Raw genomic sequence first — 15,306 nt, forward strand, 5'->3', positions numbered from 1 at the left:
TTTCCTCCCGCGCCTGACCCCCAAGGAGACTTCCCATGCGTCACGGTAAATCCGGTCGCAAGCTCAACCGCAACAGCAGCGCCCGCACCGCCCTGGCCCGCGCCCAGGCGACGGCGCTGCTGCGCGAGGGCCGCATCCAGACGACCCTCACCAAGGCCAAGGAGCTGCGCCCCTACGTCGAGAAGCTGATCACCACCGCCAAGGGTGGGGACCTGCACGCCCGCCGCCTCGTCGCCCGCGACATCCACGACAAGGACGTCGTTCGCAAGGTGATGGATGAGGTGGCCCCCAAGTATGCTGACCGTCCCGGTGGCTACACCCGCATCCTGCGCGTGGGCACCCGCCGCGGCGACGGCGTCACGATGGCCCTGATCGAACTCGTCTGAACCCAGACGTGTTCAGAGCCCCGCTTCGGCGGGGTTTTTCTTTGCTGACCGCTGGAGGCTGATAGGCTCGGTCATGACCCCGACCCTCGTGATCGTGCCCGGCCTGGGCGGCAGCGGGCCGGGGCACTGGCAGACCCTCTGGGAGCAGAAGTTCGGGGCGGCGCGGGTGCGGCAGCCAGACCCGGAGCAGGCCAGCCCTCCGAATCTGGCTGCCCGGCTCGACCGAGTGGTTCAGGAGACACCCGGCGAACTGGTCCTCATTGCCCACAGCCTCGGCGTGCTGGCTGTGGCCCACTGGGCAGCTTGCTCCACAGTGCCTGAGCGGGTGCGCGGAGCCCTGCTGGTTGCGCCCCCTGACCCTGCAAGTCCAGAGGTTCACGACGCCGTGCGCCGCTTCGCGCCACTTCCACCCGGCCCGCTCCCCTTTCCGGCGCTGGTCGTGGCGAGCGAGAACGACCCCTATGCGGCTTTCGAGTGGGCGGAGGCCCTGGCGGAGACCTGGGGCGCCGAGTTCATCACAGCGGGGGAAGCCGGACATCTCAACGCGGCGAGCGGGCATGGGGAGTGGGAGGACGGCGAGGTGCTGCTCTCCGAGTGCCTACACGCCTGGACCCCGCCGCCGATCACCCGCTTCTGACCATGTGAAGGGCCGCCCCGGAAAGAGGCGGCCCATGCGGCGGTGAAGAGGTCAGTTCGTGACGTTGGCCGCCGCGTACTTGTCGAGCAGGGCCTCGAAGGCCCGCTTGGGCTGCGCACCGACCATGCCCTCGACGGGTTGGCCGTCCTTGAAGAGGATCATGGTGGGGATGCTCATCACCCGGTACTGGCCGGAGACGCTGGGGTTGTCGTCCACGTTGAGCTTGGCGACCTTGACCCGGCCCTCATACTGCCCGGCGAGTTCCTCGATGACGGGGGCGATGATGCGGCAGGGACCGCACCAGGGTGCCCAGAAGTCCACCAGGGTCAGGCCCTCGGCCGTCTCGCTCTGGAAGGTGCTGTCCGTGAGTTCCACAGGCTTCATGAACCGAGTATACCCCCCGGGGGCATGGGCGGATATGCGGCAGATGCACGCAGCCTAACCGTGGGTTCATCGGCGGGGGGAACGGCGCGGGGCCGGGTACGTTAGCCTGCGCCCATGACCGGAGGGGGGAAAGACCACCTGCGCGAGGGCGCCCGCCTGTTTGACGCGGGCGAGTGGTGGGAGGCGCACGAGGCCTGGGAAACGCCGTGGCGGACAGCGGCGGGCACGGAGCGGGATTTCTTGCAAGCGCTGATCCTGCTCGCCGCCGCCCTGCACAAGCGCTGGCACCACGGCAGCCTCACCCACCGCAATTTCTACAAAGCGGAGGTGTACCTCGCGCGGCTGCCGGGCAGCTACGGCGGGGTGGACCTGCGGCGGCTGCGCTCGGAGGTGTGGGCAGCGCTGCACGACCCGGCCCGGCGGCCACAGCTCGGGTTGGGGCAGGGTCCCGTATGCTGAGCGGTGACGGGGCCGCGACGTGCCCCGGCAGGAGCCCCTATGACCGAACGCATTGCCCTCTTTATTGACGGGGCCAACGTCTACGCGGCGGCCCGCCGCCTGGGTTGGAACTTCGACCACCGCAAGATTCTGGAGCACTTCCGCGCGGGCGGCACCCTCCACAACGCCTTCTATTACACCGCCGTGCCCGCCCACCCCGACGACAAGCAAAAGCGCTTCGTGGACGCCCTGACCTACATGGGCTATACGGTCCGCACCCGCCCGCTGCGCGAGGTCACCGACGAGCACGGCGAGACGCAGCGCCGGGCCAGCCTCGACATCTTCCTGGTGACCGACCTGCTGACGACCGCCGACCGTTTTGATACGGCCATCCTGCTGACCGGGGACGGCGACTTCGAGCGTCCGGTGGAGGTGCTGCGGGCGCGGGGTAAGCGGGTGGTGGTGGCGAGCATTCCCGAGATGACGAGCTACGAGTTGCGAAATGCCGCCGACGAGTACGTGGACCTCTCGGCCCTGCGCCCCGAGGTGGAGCGCCCCGGCTACCGTCTGCCCAGCGAGGGCCGCGCCGAAGCCGGAAGCCGCCCCTTTTACGTCACGGCGGCGCTGACGGAGCCCGATGAGCGCTGAGCCGGGCACGCCGAAGACCACCCTGCCCATCGCCCTGGACGCGGTGGGTGGGGACCACGGGGCCGCGCCGAACGTGGCAGGGGCAGTGCAGGCTGCCCGCGCGGGCGTGCCGGTGCTGCTCGTCGGGCCGCGCGTGGCGCTGCATGCCGAACTCGGCAAGCACCCCGGCAGCGCCAGCCTGCCGCTGGACGTGGTAGACGCCCCCGACGTGATCGGGATGGACGAGCACGCCTCGGACGTGCGCAGCCGCACGGGGGCAAGCATCAACGTCTGCACCCGGCTGGTGAAGGAGGGCCGGGCCGCCGCCGCCGTCAGCATGGGCCACAGCGGCGCGACGATGGCCTCGGCGCTGCTGACCCTGGGACGCGTGAAGGGCGTGGACCGCCCGGCCATCCTGGCGCACCTCCCCAGCAAGAAGGGCTTCGTGACCCTGCTCGACGTGGGCGCGAACGCGGACGTGAAGGCGGCATACCTCGCGCAGTGGGCGCGGCTGGCGACCGTGTACCTGCGGGTGGTGGAGGACCGCGAGAACCCCACGGTGGGCCTGCTCTCCATCGGGGAGGAAGCCCACAAGGGCAGCCAGCTCGTGCTGGAGGCGCACGGCCTGCTGCGCGAGCTGCACGGTCAGGGCATCACCTTCCACGGCAATGTGGAGGGCCGCGACCTCTTTCAGGGGACCACCGACATCGTGGTGACCGACGGCTTTACCGGGAACGTGGTCCTCAAGCTCGCCGAGGGCGAGGCCAAGGTGCTCTTCGGGTGGGTGCGCGACGCGCTGGGGGCCAGCCTGAAGTCCAAGGTGGGGGGGCTCCTCGTGCGCCCGGCGCTGCGGGGCCTGGCCGAGCGGATGGACCCCAGCACCTACGGGGCGAGCATATTGATCGGGGTGCGAGGGCTGGCCTTTATCGGCCATGGCAGCGCCGACGCCCGCGCGGTCAAGAACGCCCTGCTGCGGGCCGCCCGCGCCCATGAGGCCGACCTGATCGCCCGGCTGGAGGCGGCGCTGGCCCCAGCCTGAGCCTGCGTTGCCCCGGCTCACGTCCTCATGCGAGGCTGAGGCGATGCCCGCCGACCTGCTGAACGAACTCGCCTTTCAATTTCGGAAGCCCCAGGTCTGGCTCGGTCTGGGGCTGACCCTGGTGGTGGCCTACGCGCTCTACCGCTTCGGGCGCACCGTACTGCGGGCGCTGGAGGGCCACGCGCCCCCCCGGCTGGTGTCGGGGTTGGGCTGGCTGTGGACCGCCGTGGTGGTGCTGGGCTGGCTGGCGGTCGCCACGCGGGTGGCCTACCTCCCCAGCGTGCCCGTGCTGTTCGACCTCGGCGGGGACATCGTAGACGGCTTGCGGCACAGCGCCGGGCAAGTCTTGGTGATCGTGGCGCTGTCCCTGATCGGCTGGACCCTGATCGGCACCCTGACCTCGCGCATCGTGGCCGAGGAGGAGTTCAGCCGCCGCACTGTGCGGGTGCAGACGCTGCGGGGGGTGGTGGACAGCACCCTGAAGGTCGCGCTGGTGATTCTCGCCCTGATCGCCGGACTACAGGCGCTGGGGGTCAACGCGACCAGCCTGCTGGCCGGGGTGTCGGTGCTGGGTCTCGCGGTGGGCTTCGGCGCCCAGAGCCTGATCAAGGACGTGTTCACCGGCTTCTTCATCCTGCTCGAAGACCAGTACGGGGTGGGCGACGTGATCACCGTCAACACCGGGCAGCTCAGCGGCAACGTGGAGCGCCTCAACCTGCGCGTGACGGCCCTGCGGGGACTCGACGGCACCGTGCACATCATTCCCAACGGGCAGATTCAGACGGTCAGCGTGAGCAGCAAGGACTGGTCGCGGGTGGTCGCCACGGTGGACGTGACCTACGGCGCGGACATCGACGAGGCGCTGCGGGTGCTGGAGCGCGTGAGCCGCGAACTGTACGCGGACCCGGCGTGGGCAGCCTCCTTTCTGGAGGAACCCGAGATTCAGGGCGTGACCCGCCTCGCCCCCGACGGCGTCACCCTGCGGGCGCTGTACAAGGTGCAGCCCAAGGGCCAGTATGCCCTGGGCCGCGAGTTCAACCGCCGCATCAAGATCGCCATGGACGAGGCGGGCATCGAGATTCCGGCTCCGCAGCGCAGCCTGAGCTTCGGCTCGACCCCGCTGGAGATCAAGGTGTCGGGCAATGCCCCGGCCCCCGACCCCCGCCGTGACCAGAACCGCACCCAGCCCCCGGTCCCGCCCTCCCAGATGCGCGACCCGGAGGACGAGGAGATCTGATCGCTGGGCACCAAGAAGCCGCCGACCCAGGCAGGTCGGCGGCTTGCTCCAGCGGCCCTTCAGGCGGGCAGCGGCGCGGGCGGGAGGGGCGCCGGGGGCGGCAGGGGCAACTCGTCCAGGGTGCCGCCCGCGAGCAGGGTGGAGAACTCCTCCCCGCTGAGCGTCTCGCGGCGCATCAGCACCTCGACAACCTCGTGGACGCGGACCAGGTGCGTCTGCACGAGGGCGACGGCGCGGGCGTAGGCCGCCTCGATGATGCCCCGGACCTCCTCGTCCACCGTGTGCGCGGTCGCCTCGCTCATGGGCACAAGCTGCGGGCCGCCCCCCAGGAAGCTTCCCTCGCCCTCGGCCAGCGCCACCTTGCCGATGCGCGGCGACATGCCCCACTCGGTGACCATTCGCCGGGCGAGGCCGGTCGCCTGCTGGAAGTCGTTCTGGGCACCTGTCGTGATCTCTCCGAACACGACCTCCTCGGCGGCGCGGCCCGCGAGCGCCACGGCGACCATGTCTTCCAGCGCGGGGCGGGTGACGTGCAGGCGGTCGTCGGCGTCGGGCATCATGTAGCCCGCCGCCCGGCCACGCGGCACCACGGTGAGCTTGGCGACCCGCTGGGCGTGGGGCAGCAGTTGAGCGGCGAGGGCGTGACCGACCTCGTGGTAGGCCGTCACCCGCCGGTCCGCTTCCCGCACCACCAGCGAGCGGCGCTCCGGTCCCATCAGCACCCGGTCCCGCGCTTCTTCCACATCCCGCATCACGATCTTCGACCGCCCCGCCCGCGCCGCCCCCAGCGCCGCCTCGTTCAGCAGGTTCTCCAGATCCGCCCCCACCATCCCCGCCGTCCGGCGGGCAATCACCCCCAGATCGACGCTGGGATCCAGGGGCTTCTTGCGGGCATGAATGCGCAGGATCATCTCCCGCCCCCGCACGTCGGGGGCGTCCACGACCACCTGACGGTCGAAGCGTCCTGGACGCAGCAGCGCGGCGTCCAGGACATCGGGGCGGTTGGTGGCGGCCAGGATGATGACTTCCTGCCCGGAGGCGAAGCCGTCCATTTCCACCAGCAACTGATTCAACGTCTGTTCGCGTTCGTCGTTGCCGCCCTGGAGGTTGACGCCGCGCTTTCGGCCCACGGCGTCGATCTCGTCGATAAAGACGATGCAGGGGGCGGACTTGCGGGCCTGCTCGAAGAGGTCACGGACGCGGGCGGCGCCGACGCCGACGAACATCTCGACGAAGTCGGAGCCGGAGATGGAGAAGTAGGGGACGCGGGCTTCGCCCGCGACCGCTTTGGCCAGGAGGGTCTTGCCGGAACCGGGGGGGCCGACCAGCAACACCCCGTGGGGAATGCGGGCACCGAGCTGGTGGTAACGCTCGGGGTGGCGCAGGAAGTCGACGACTTCCTGCAAGTCCTGCTTGGCCTCGTCACAGCCCGCGACATCGGCAAAGGTCAGTTTGATCTGGCCCTCGCTGATCACCGCCGCTTTCGACTTCCCGAAGTTCCCCGCCGCGTTTCCTCCGCCCGCCCCGCCGCGCAGCGAGCGCCACAGCACCAGCAGGATCAGCCCGGTCAGGATCAGCGGGAGCACCGACCCCACCCATGCGAAGGGCGAACCGCCCGTCACGACCCGCAGGGGCACGTCGGCCTGCCGCAGCCGGGTCAGGGTGGAGGCCTGGGTCGCCGCGTCGGTGGGGACCACCAGGGAGACGGGCCGCGTCTGATCTTCCAGATACACCGAGGCGTCCCCGGTGCCCGCCAGCGTCAGCAGCCGGATTCGCCCGGCCTCAGCGTCCTCGAACAGGCGGTTGAGCGTGTAGCGGGCCGGGGGGAGGGCCGGGCCGGGCCGCGTCTCCTGGGAGCCGGGGGCCGGGGCCGCCGCGCGGCTGGCCTGGGCGTGGGTCGCCAGGGACGCGAGCAGCAGCAGTGGCAGCAGCAGCCGGGGCACGGCGGGGTGCAGGCGGGAGCGGCGCATACCTCATGCTACGGCCCACCACGTTCCCACATGCTGGGCTTTCTGACCTTCCGGGCGCTCAGTTCTCAGGAGCGCGTCAGCTTGGGCAACTACGCTGCTTCCATGCACAAACTCGCCTTGTTCGGCGCCCTGGCCCTGGGCCTCAGCTCCTGCACCGTGACCGTCGGCAGCACCCTCGGCCTCGCGGGAAGCCGCAGCAACCTGATCGCGGACCTGCGCCCCGACCGGGGGGAGGGGGCCACCTACCTCGTGGGCGAGGCCGTGCGCTTCCAGCTCACCACCCGCACGCCGGGCTACGTCACGCTGGTCGCCCTGCAACCCGGCGGGGTCGCCAGCACGCTGGTGCAGGGCGTCTCCGTGCAGGCGGGCACCACCGTCTTTCCCCGCCCGCAGGACGGCGTGACCTACAACGTGGCCCCGCCGCGCGGCCTCCAGCGTGTCCGGGCGATCTTCACCCGCGTGCGGCCCACGACCGAACTCGTCTTCAGTGGGGTCTACAACGACGGCCAGTGGAATGCGGTCACGACCCAGTACGTGCAGCCCTACGCCTCCGCCGACCGCGACGTGCAGGAAACCTACCTCTACATTCGCTGAGCTGCCCCTTCATCGCCCCAGCCGCCTCCACGCGGCTGGTTTTTGTTTACCCTGCCGGACATGAGCCAGACCCCCACGAGCCTCCCCCGCCCAAGCCTGACCTTCGAGGACGCCCGGCGCCGCGTGGACGCCTATATCTCGCAGTTCGAGGAGGGGTACTTCCCGCCCCTGCTGATGCTGGCCCGCCTCACCGAGGAAACCGGCGAGATCGCCCGCGTGATCGCCCACGGCAATGGCAAAAGGCCCAAGCCCGGCGAGGAGGCGGGCGACCTGGAGATGGAACTTGCCGACCTCCTCTTCGTGATGGTCTGTATGGCAAACGAGCGGGGCCTGAGTCTGGAGCGCGGGTTTGAGCGGATGATGGCGAAGGTCGAGACGCGCGACGCCGACCGCTGGACGAGAAAGGAGGCGGGCGAGTGACCGACCCGCGTTTTCCCCTCGGGCCGATGCCGCAGCCCCTCACCCTGACGCCGGAGGAGCGGGCGGAGGCGGTGGGGGCCATCCGTGACTTTCCCGACCAGCTTCGCGCCGCCGTCGCCAATCAGCCGGACGCCGTGCTGGACACGCCCTACCGGGACGGTGGCTGGACGGTGCGGCAGGTCGTCCACCACCTCGCCGACAGCCATATGAACGCGGTGGTACGCCTCAAGCTTGCGCTAACCGAGGACCGCCCGACGATCAGGCCCTACGAGGAGGGCGAGTGGGCGAAATTGCCCGACATGCGGCTCCCCGTTGCCCCCAGCCTCGCACTGCTGGGTGGGCTGCACGTTCGCTGGGCCGCCCTCCTCGAAAGCCTGAGCCCGGAGGAATGGCCGCGCGAGTGGACCCACCCCGCGCTGGGGCAGGCCTATACCGTGGACACGCTGGCCGCGATGTACGCCTGGCACGGTCTGCACCACCTGGCCCACATCCGCCGGGTGGTGGGCTGATGCAGCACGACGAGCGCACACACGTTCCCGTCTCGCTGCACGCGGGAGGCGTGGTCATCCTGAATGAGCGCGGCGACATCCTGCTGGTGTGCGAACTCGGCGTGCCGGGGCAGATGGAGAAGGCCGGGCTGTGGCACATCCCCTCGGGCAGCGTGGAGGACGGCGAGAACCCGCAGGACACCGCCGTGCGCGAGGCCTACGAGGAAACCGGGCTGCGCGTGCGGCTGGTGAAGTACCTCAACACCTACCTGGGCCAGTTCCCCGACGGCGCATTCATCCTGCGCCACATCTGGCTGGCCGAGCCGCTGCCGGGGCAGACCGTCGCCCCCACCTTCACCGACGAGGTGGCCGAGGCCCGTTACGTGAGCCGGGAGGAGTTCGCCGCGCTGTATGAGGCCGGGCAGGTTCGGATGTACCAGACCAAACTCTTTTACGAGGCTGCCCTGCGCGAACGGGGGCGCCTGGGCATCCAAAGCGGAGGGGCGAACGCCTGAGCGCCCGCCCCCCGTTTTGCTGATCGCTGACGCCTGACCGCTTTACTCGTACCCCAGTTCCCGCAGCGCCTCCTCATCCTCGCGCCAGCCGGGAATCACGATGACCTCCAGCCCCAGGAACACCTTGCGGTTCAGGAACACTTCGAGCTGCTTGCGGGCGGCCTGCCCGATCTCGCGCAGTTGCTTGCCCCCGGCGCCGATCACCATGCCCTTGTGGGCGTTCTTCTCGACGACGATCTCGCCCTCGATGCGCTGGAGGCCGTCCTCGCGCTCGGTCCAGCGGTTGACGCGGGTGGCGACGGCGTAGGGCAGCTCGTCGCGCAGCTTTTTCATCGCTTCCTCGCGGATGATCTCGGCGGCCCACTGCTCACGGCTCTGGTCCGACGCACTGCCGCGCGGGAAGAAGAAGGGGTTTTCCGGCAGCGCGTCCAGAATCTGCTCGCGCAGCGTGCCCACCGCCTCAGGGCTGTTCTGGGCGCTGAGCATGGTTTCGGTCGTCTCGCCCGTGCGCTCTTCGAGCAGGGCGCGGTAGAGCTTCATCGCCTCGTCGGGATACTTGGCGGCGTCGGTCTTGTTGCCGATCAGAAAGAGAGGCTTGGGCAGGTCGCGCACCTGCCGGGCCACGAGCTGATCTTCGTCGGTGGGGGGGTGGCGCAGGTCCACGACCCACAGGATCACGTCCACGTCGCTGAGCGCACTGTGGACCTCCTGGTTCATGTACTTGCCCAGGGCGTCCTTGGGCTTGTGGAGGCCCGGCGTGTCCACAAAGACGATCTGGTGCGTGTCGGTGGAGTGGATGCCGCGCACGCCCCGGCGGGTGGTCTGAGGCCGGGGGCTGGTGGGGGCCACCTTGGTGTTGAGAAAGGCGTTGAGCAGCGTGCTCTTGCCGACGTTGGGCTTGCCGACGATGGCGACGAACCCGCTGTGTGTCCCTGGATTAGGGGTCTGGGTGTCGCCGGAGTCGGGGAAGGAGGGGAGGTCCGTCATGGGCCGATTGTCTCACGGGGACGCGGGGGCACGGCGGGAGGGGGTTGCCATTCGCCGGATGCCTTGAGCGCCGCTTTAGCTCGGCCGGGCGCTTCACTGCCCCGCGCCCCCCGCGCCGTACCCTGGGAGCATGACTCCTCCGACCCGTCTCCAGGCCAGTTACGCGGACCTGTTCGCCCAGAGCGCGGCGGTGCTGTCGCGGCCCAGTCCCGAGACCTTCGAACTGTTCGAGCGCCGGGGCGACACCCGGCAAGCGTTCCTGTACGTGGGGCTGGCGGCGGTCGTCTCGGCGGTCGTGGCGGCGATCTTCGCGCCCTTTCACGAGGACGTGACGGTGCTGGGGCAACTGCTCACGCGGCTGATCCTGATTCCGCTGCAATTTGCGGTCTTCACCGGGCTGGTCTACGGGCTGGGGCGGCTGCTGTTCCGGGGCACCGGGAGCTACGCCGAGGTCGCCTACACCTTTTCGCTGTTCTACGTGCCGCTGAGCCTCCTGGGCACCCTGCTGGGCATCATCCCCATCGTGAACTGGATCGTCAGCCTGGGGGTCACGCTGGCGCTGATCTTTTTCGGTTTCCTGGCGGTGCAGTCCAGCATGAACCTGCGCGGCGCCGTGCAGGCGGGCGTGACGTTGCTGCTGGCCGCCCTGGTCAACGGCCTGCTGGTCGACCGCCTGATCGCCCCGGCGCTGCTGGCGCCCTTTCCCGGCAACTGATCCGGGCCGCCTGACCCCTCTAAACTGCCCGCCATGACCCAGACTCCCGGTTCCCCCGACGTGACCCTCTCCGCCGACGACCGCGCCCGGCTCGACCAGGTCTTTATGCAGGTGGTGCTCGACGTGCAGGGACAGGTACAGCAGACCCAACCCCAGCGGGAGGGCACCCTGGCCGCCATGTTCCACAAGGAGCAGATGGGGGACGCCCTGCAAGGCTGCGCGATGCTGATCGCGGGCTGGAACGAGAACCGGGTGGACGGGGCCGGGGTGGACCGCGCCGCGCGTGCCCTGCGCGGCCTGGAGTTGGGAGAGCTGGCCGAGCGGGTCGAGCGCCTGCGGGGGATTGCCGACACCGGGGTCTGATCCCCTCTGTTCCCACCGCCACACTCTGCCGCGTTGACGCTCTGTCACACTGCGGGCACTCCAGGGGAGTACGCCGCCCGCGCCGAGTCCGGCCGGGTGCGCGGGGACCGACAGTTCGGGAGGCAATGCCGCCCCGGTCCCCCGCAGCGAGGGCCAGACCTGGGCAGGACCCCCATCCGGGGACGCCTGCTCCGGTGCTGGCCCCTCCCCGTTGTGGAGCCCTGGCTGCCGGGCGGCGCCGGGTGGCCGGTCCGAAAGGGATTCCCGGAATGGACCTGTGGATGACGTTGTGGATGGGCAAGCCCGTGTGGATGTGGGCAGTCTTTTTCGGGCTGGTGCTGGGCCTGCTGGTCTTCGACCTCGGGGTGCTCGCGCGGCGACGGGGAGAGCGGGGCGAGGACCTGGGGGTGGGCGCCAGCCTGCGCCTGAGTGCTTTTTACATCGCCGTGGCGCTCCTCTATGGCGCGTGGGTGTGGTGGGCGCTGGGCGCCGAGAGCGGCATGGCGTACCTGACGGGCTTCGCGGTGGAGAAGGCGCTGGCCCTCGACAACGTGTTCGTGATCAGCGTGATTTTCGCGGCGCTGGCGATTCCCCGCGCCCTGCAGCACCGGGTGCTGTTCTGGGGCATCCTGGGCGTGATCGTGCTGCGCGGCATCATGATCGCGCTGGGCGCGGCGCTGGTCTCGCAGTTCGACTGGGTGATGTGGGTGTTCGGCGCCTTCCTGCTGCTGACCGGCGTCAAGCTGCTGCGCGGGGGCGGCGGGCACGGCGAGGCCCCTGACCTCCAGCGGCACGTCGTGGTGAGGGCGCTGCGGCGGGTGCTGCCCCTCAGCCCGAAGCTGGACGGCCAGAAGTTTCTGACCCGGCTGCCCGACGCCGCCGGGCGGCTGCGGCTGCACGCCACGCCGCTGCTGCTGGCCCTCCTGCTGGTCGAGTTCGCCGATCTGGTGTTCGCGGTGGATTCCATCCCGGCGATCTTCGCCATCACGCAAGACCCCTTTATCGTGTACACCAGCAACATCTTCGCCATCCTGGGGCTGCGGGCGCTGTATTTCGCGCTGGGTGCCCTGGTCGAGCGCTTCTGGGCCCTCAAGCCCGCGCTCGCGCTGGTGCTCGTCTTTATCGGCGGCAAGATTTTCTGGGGGCAGGCGCTCGGCAAGGTGGACCCGGCGATCAGCCTCACGGTGACCCTGGCGATTCTGGGCGGCGGCGTGCTCGTCAGCCTGTGGCGCCCGCGCGGTGGAACGGGGGACGCGGCCAAGGCGTAACCCCCGCCTACCCCTCGTCCGCGAGGCCCTCCTCGGCCAGCACCCGCAGGGCCTCGCGGTCGGCCTGCGCGACCTCGTCGGCGCGGCCCAGGGCGCCCCACTCGTCGATCCCCTCGCCCCGCCCGTCCCCCAGGATGGGCGGCAGGCCCCGCAGGTAGGCCGCCTGCGCGATCAGGTACGCCGAGAGGGGCGTGGTCAGGAACTGAAACAGCAGCACCGCCGCCAGCCGGGTAAAGGCCGCCGCGTCGTTGAGCGCAAAGGCCACCCCCAGGAAGATGCCCGCCGACCCCAGCGTGACGAGCTTGCTGCTCGCGTGCAGCCGCGAGTAGAGGTCCGGAAAGCGCACCACCCCGATCGCCGCCGTGAGCACGAAAAAGGCCCCGAACAGAATCGGGAGGTCGCGGGCGGGCCGGAAGTCATCCACGGGGACGCCTCCCAGCGGGGAGGAGGTCGGCGGGCCTCCTCACTTCATCACCCGGCCCAGCAGCAGGTAGCGGGTCAGGGCCACGGTGGAGAGAAACCCCAGCAGGCTCAGGACCAGCGCGGCGTCGAGCATCACGAGGTAACCGGTCCGCACCGCGATCAGGGCAAACAGCACGACCAGATTCACGCTCAGGAAGTCGAAGGCCATGATGCGGTCGCCCCACGAGGGGCCGCGCAGCACGCGGTAGGTCACGAGCAGCACCGAGAGGGTCACGATGCCCAGGGCCAGGTTGATGATCATGCGGGGCCTCCGGTGGGGGAGAGGGGAAAAGGAGTGTCCAGCGGCAGCAGGTAACGCTCCACCCGCACGATGGACGCGCGGGCCGCCTCGGCGTCGGCGGTGCCGATGGCGTGGGCGTAGAGGGTGCGGCGGTCGCGGCTCAGGCCCATCGTGACAGTGCCCGGCATCAGGGTGATCGCGGCGGAGAGGACGGTCAGCAGCCCCTCGCTCCGCAGCCGCAGCGGGACCTCCACGATCAGGGCGTTGAGGGGGGGGTGGGGCCGCAGTGCGAGGAGCGCGACCTGCACGTTCGCCACCGCCAGCTCGCGCAGGAAAAAGCCGACGAAGGCCAGCCAGCCGATCCCACGCCGCAGGGTGGCCCGCAGGTCAGGTGGCCTCTGGGGGGCCGCGCGTGCCCCCACCGCCCGTGGAAACAGCCGCACGATCAGTACCCCCAGCGCCAGCCCGACCGCGAGGTTCCGCACGCCCGGCCCGCCCAGCAGCAGCGCCCAGACCACCGCCAGCAGGCAGGCCAGGGTGAGACGGCTCACGGTTCCTCCGGCACGGTGGGCGGGGGCGGAATCACGACCGGTTCGTCGCCCAGCACGCCCCGGATGTACTGACCGGGCTCGCTCAGCTCGGCGGCGGTCGCGTCGGCCCAGCCCAGCAGCGGCCCGGCAAAGAGGGTCAGCCCCGCGACGAGCGCGGTCGCGGCGTAGGCGGCGGCCCGCAGCGCGAGGGGCACCCGGTACACCGGGAACATCACGAGGTGCTTGCCCCAGAAAAACCCGCGCCACACGCCCAGCATCGCGTACAGCAGGATCAGGCTGGCGAGCAGGGCGCTGAACACGGCGGCCAGCGCCAGCGGCGACCCCTGGGCCAATCCGGCCCGCACCAGCGCGTACTTGGCGACAAACCCCCCCGAGGGCGGCAGCCCCGCCACCGTCAGCGCACACAGCAGGAAGCACGCGGCCAGCAGCGGCAGAAAGTCCAGCATTCCCCGCACCGCGACCAGCCGCGACCCGGACGCCCGCTCCGCGACCGCCGCGATGGCGAACAGCGCCGCCGTCACGAGCACGCTCACCGCGAGGTACGCCACGCTCGCCCGCAGCGCCTCCGGGGTGCCGATCCCCAGCCCGAAGGCCAGGTAGCCCACCGAGCTGATCACCGTGAAGGAGAAGATGCGCCGCCACTCGCGCTGGCTCACCGCGCCGAAGGCCCCGAAGAGCATCGTCACGGCGCCCAGCCCCAGCAGCAGCGTGTTGGGCAGGGCGGGGTCCTGATTGAAAACCGTCGTGAACACCCGGATCAGGGCGTAGACCCCCACCTTGGTGAGCACCGCCGCGAAAAAGGCCCCGACGGCGGGCGGCAGCGCCGGGTAGGTGCCCGGCAGCCAGAAGCCCAGCGGAAAGAGCGCTCCCTTGGCCGCGAACACGATCAGCAGCAGCACGCCCACCGCCGTCACCGTGGTGTTCGGCCCCAGTTCCGCCGAGCGCTGCGCGAGGTGCGCGAAGTTCAGCGTGCCCAGCACCCCGTAGGCCAGCCCGCAGGTCACCACCAGCAGCGCCGAGGCCACCAGATTCATCACGATGTAACGGAAGCCCTCGCGCAGTTGCTCGCGGGTGGACCCCAGCACCGCGAGCGCGTAGGAGGCGACCAGCATCACCTCGAACGCCACGAACAGGTTGAAGAGGTCCCCCGTCAGGAAGGAGAGCTGCACCCCCGCGAACAGGAAGAACAGCAGCCCGAAGAGGTGGTGCTTCTCGCGCACCGGGTCGGGGTCGGCGGCCGCCTGCCACACCGCCAGCACTCCGCTGACCGCCGCGAGCAGGCTCATCCACGCCGCTAGGCGGTCGGCGGTCATCACGATGCCGAAGGGCGCGGACCAGCCCCCCAGGCTGCTCACCAGCACCGCCCCGCCCGAGGTGGCCGCGACGAGCCACGCCGCGAACAGCAGCACCGCGAGCGCCCCGGCGAGCGCCAGCCCTGCCCGCACCGGGCGGCGCCAGGGGTACAGCAGCAGCACGCCGATTCCCAGCGGCGTCAGGATGGGCGCCAGCGGCAGCCACGCGAGGTCGGCCGGGGTCACGGGCGCCCTCCGGCGACGACGGGGGTGACCTCTTCGTCCTCCACGTCGGGGCGGTCGGGGCTCTGGTGCTCGGGGTCGGCAAAGGAGCCGTCGTGGGCGTCCGGGTCACGGGCGAGGCTGTCCCCAAAGGCCTCCACGTCGTCGTGTCCGGCGACCTGATAGGCCCGCAGCGCCACCGTGAGCAGCAGCGCGGTGGTGGCGAAGCCGATCACGATCGCGGTCAGGATCAGCGCCTGCGGCAGGGGGTCCATGTAGGGGCCGGGCAGCGTCAGCAGCGGCGGCGACACGTCGCGCAGCCCCGCCACGGTCAGGATGGCGAGGTTGGCCGCGTAGCCGATAAAGGTCAGCCCCAGCACCACCCGCACGATCACCCGCGAGAGCACCAGAAAGACGCCTGCCGCCACCAGCAGGCCGATAATCACGGCAAACAGGGTTTCCATTCAGCG

General features: G+C 70.4%; 21 protein-coding genes. 13 read left to right on the forward strand and 8 right to left on the reverse strand.

Translation table 11 applies throughout. From position 1 onward, the window contains the following. Positions 1 to 35: 35 nt before the first annotated feature. On the forward strand, positions 36 to 386 hold the full coding sequence (gene rplQ / locus L1280_RS00155; protein WP_253579977.1) for a 50S ribosomal protein L17: 351 nt from the start codon (positions 36 to 38) through the stop codon (positions 384 to 386). Between the two features lie 73 nt (positions 387 to 459). Next, positions 460 to 1,023 carry an alpha/beta hydrolase gene (locus L1280_RS00160; protein ID WP_253579978.1) on the forward strand — a complete coding sequence of 188 codons (564 nt, stop codon included), beginning with the start codon at positions 460 to 462 and terminating at the stop codon, positions 1,021 to 1,023. Between the two features lie 51 nt (positions 1,024 to 1,074). Here the strand turns inward: L1280_RS00160 and trxA are convergent, their stop codons facing one another. Further along, positions 1,075 to 1,407, reverse strand: a complete 333-nt coding sequence (gene trxA, locus L1280_RS00165; protein ID WP_253579979.1) for a thioredoxin — start codon at positions 1,405 to 1,407, stop codon at positions 1,075 to 1,077. Between the two features lie 114 nt (positions 1,408 to 1,521). On the opposite strand from trxA, the gene L1280_RS00170 reads away from it, so the two are divergent. Genes L1280_RS00170 through L1280_RS00185 form a run of 4 tightly spaced genes read left to right on the forward strand, consistent with a single transcriptional unit; the run spans position 1,522 to position 4,748 of the window. After that, positions 1,522 to 1,866, forward strand: a complete 345-nt coding sequence (locus L1280_RS00170; RefSeq protein WP_253579980.1) for a DUF309 domain-containing protein — start codon at positions 1,522 to 1,524, stop codon at positions 1,864 to 1,866. A gap of 39 nt (positions 1,867 to 1,905) precedes the next feature. Then, positions 1,906 to 2,493 carry an NYN domain-containing protein gene (locus L1280_RS00175; RefSeq protein WP_253579981.1) on the forward strand — a complete coding sequence of 196 codons (588 nt, stop codon included), beginning with the start codon at positions 1,906 to 1,908 and terminating at the stop codon, positions 2,491 to 2,493. Beyond that, positions 2,483 to 3,511 carry a phosphate acyltransferase PlsX gene (gene plsX / locus L1280_RS00180; protein WP_253579982.1) on the forward strand — a complete coding sequence of 343 codons (1,029 nt, stop codon included), beginning with the start codon at positions 2,483 to 2,485 and terminating at the stop codon, positions 3,509 to 3,511. The genes L1280_RS00175 and plsX overlap by 11 nt, the downstream gene beginning before the upstream one ends. Before the next feature lie 55 nt (positions 3,512 to 3,566). Further along, positions 3,567 to 4,748, forward strand: a complete 1,182-nt coding sequence (locus tag L1280_RS00185) for a mechanosensitive ion channel family protein (protein WP_253581045.1) — start codon at positions 3,567 to 3,569, stop codon at positions 4,746 to 4,748. A 59-nt stretch (positions 4,749 to 4,807) separates the two neighbouring features. Here L1280_RS00185 and ftsH read toward each other — a convergent pair whose 3' ends face one another. Continuing rightward, positions 4,808 to 6,718, reverse strand: coding sequence for an ATP-dependent zinc metalloprotease FtsH (gene ftsH / locus L1280_RS00190; RefSeq protein WP_253579983.1), 1,911 nt, complete (start codon positions 6,716 to 6,718; stop codon positions 4,808 to 4,810). A 102-nt stretch (positions 6,719 to 6,820) separates the two neighbouring features. On the opposite strand from ftsH, the gene L1280_RS00195 reads away from it, so the two are divergent. From L1280_RS00195 to L1280_RS00210, 4 genes are read left to right on the forward strand one after another with little or no spacing between them, the layout of a single operon-like run. Further along, positions 6,821 to 7,312 carry a DUF4384 domain-containing protein gene (locus L1280_RS00195; RefSeq protein ID WP_253579984.1) on the forward strand — a complete coding sequence of 164 codons (492 nt, stop codon included), beginning with the start codon at positions 6,821 to 6,823 and terminating at the stop codon, positions 7,310 to 7,312. A 60-nt stretch (positions 7,313 to 7,372) separates the two neighbouring features. Continuing rightward, positions 7,373 to 7,732, forward strand: a complete 360-nt coding sequence (locus L1280_RS00200) for a nucleotide pyrophosphohydrolase (RefSeq protein WP_253579985.1) — start codon at positions 7,373 to 7,375, stop codon at positions 7,730 to 7,732. After that, positions 7,729 to 8,241 (forward strand): YfiT family bacillithiol transferase, encoded by a 513-nt coding sequence (locus L1280_RS00205; RefSeq protein ID WP_253579986.1) that lies wholly within the window; start codon positions 7,729 to 7,731, stop codon positions 8,239 to 8,241. The genes L1280_RS00200 and L1280_RS00205 overlap by 4 nt, the downstream gene beginning before the upstream one ends. Then, positions 8,241 to 8,735 (forward strand): Nudix hydrolase, encoded by a 495-nt coding sequence (locus L1280_RS00210; protein ID WP_253579987.1) that lies wholly within the window; start codon positions 8,241 to 8,243, stop codon positions 8,733 to 8,735. Before L1280_RS00205 ends, L1280_RS00210 begins: the two co-directional genes overlap by 1 nt. Positions 8,736 to 8,777: 42 nt before the next feature. Here the strand turns inward: L1280_RS00210 and era are convergent, their stop codons facing one another. Then, on the reverse strand, positions 8,778 to 9,722 hold the full coding sequence (era, locus tag L1280_RS00215) for a GTPase Era (RefSeq protein ID WP_253579988.1): 945 nt from the start codon (positions 9,720 to 9,722) through the stop codon (positions 8,778 to 8,780). 130 nt (positions 9,723 to 9,852) lie between these two features. Between era and L1280_RS00220 the strand changes: the two genes are divergently transcribed. The 3 genes from L1280_RS00220 (at position 9,853) to L1280_RS00230 (ending at position 12,068) form a co-directional block, all read left to right on the forward strand. Continuing rightward, a complete protein-coding gene (locus L1280_RS00220) occupies positions 9,853 to 10,437 on the forward strand; it encodes a YIP1 family protein (protein WP_253579989.1) in 585 nt (194 codons plus the stop codon). Between the two features lie 33 nt (positions 10,438 to 10,470). Then, entirely contained in the window at positions 10,471 to 10,800 is a 330-nt protein-coding gene (locus tag L1280_RS00225; RefSeq protein WP_253579990.1) for a hypothetical protein, read from the forward strand. A 269-nt stretch (positions 10,801 to 11,069) separates the two neighbouring features. After that, a complete protein-coding gene (locus L1280_RS00230) occupies positions 11,070 to 12,068 on the forward strand; it encodes a TerC family protein (RefSeq protein WP_253579991.1) in 999 nt (332 codons plus the stop codon). 7 nt (positions 12,069 to 12,075) lie between these two features. Here L1280_RS00230 and mnhG read toward each other — a convergent pair whose 3' ends face one another. The 5 genes from mnhG to L1280_RS00255 are packed head-to-tail and all read right to left on the reverse strand — an operon-like array spanning position 12,076 to position 15,300. Further along, positions 12,076 to 12,492, reverse strand: a complete 417-nt coding sequence (mnhG, locus tag L1280_RS00235) for a monovalent cation/H(+) antiporter subunit G (RefSeq protein ID WP_104991168.1) — start codon at positions 12,490 to 12,492, stop codon at positions 12,076 to 12,078. 39 nt (positions 12,493 to 12,531) lie between these two features. Then, on the reverse strand, positions 12,532 to 12,792 hold the full coding sequence (locus tag L1280_RS00240; protein WP_027459842.1) for a monovalent cation/H+ antiporter complex subunit F: 261 nt from the start codon (positions 12,790 to 12,792) through the stop codon (positions 12,532 to 12,534). Further along, a complete protein-coding gene (locus tag L1280_RS00245; RefSeq protein WP_253579992.1) occupies positions 12,789 to 13,322 on the reverse strand; it encodes a Na+/H+ antiporter subunit E in 534 nt (177 codons plus the stop codon). Before L1280_RS00245 ends, L1280_RS00240 begins: the two co-directional genes overlap by 4 nt. Next, positions 13,319 to 14,860 (reverse strand): proton-conducting transporter membrane subunit, encoded by a 1,542-nt coding sequence (locus L1280_RS00250; RefSeq protein ID WP_253579993.1) that lies wholly within the window; start codon positions 14,858 to 14,860, stop codon positions 13,319 to 13,321. The genes L1280_RS00245 and L1280_RS00250 overlap by 4 nt, the downstream gene beginning before the upstream one ends. Further along, positions 14,857 to 15,300, reverse strand: a complete 444-nt coding sequence (locus L1280_RS00255; protein ID WP_253579994.1) for a sodium:proton antiporter — start codon at positions 15,298 to 15,300, stop codon at positions 14,857 to 14,859. The genes L1280_RS00250 and L1280_RS00255 overlap by 4 nt, the downstream gene beginning before the upstream one ends. Between the last annotated feature and the right edge of the window lie 6 nt (positions 15,301 to 15,306).

It is taken from the genome of Deinococcus sp. HSC-46F16 (assembly GCF_024171495.1).
In the GTDB taxonomy this organism is placed as follows: domain Bacteria; phylum Deinococcota; class Deinococci; order Deinococcales; family Deinococcaceae; genus Deinococcus.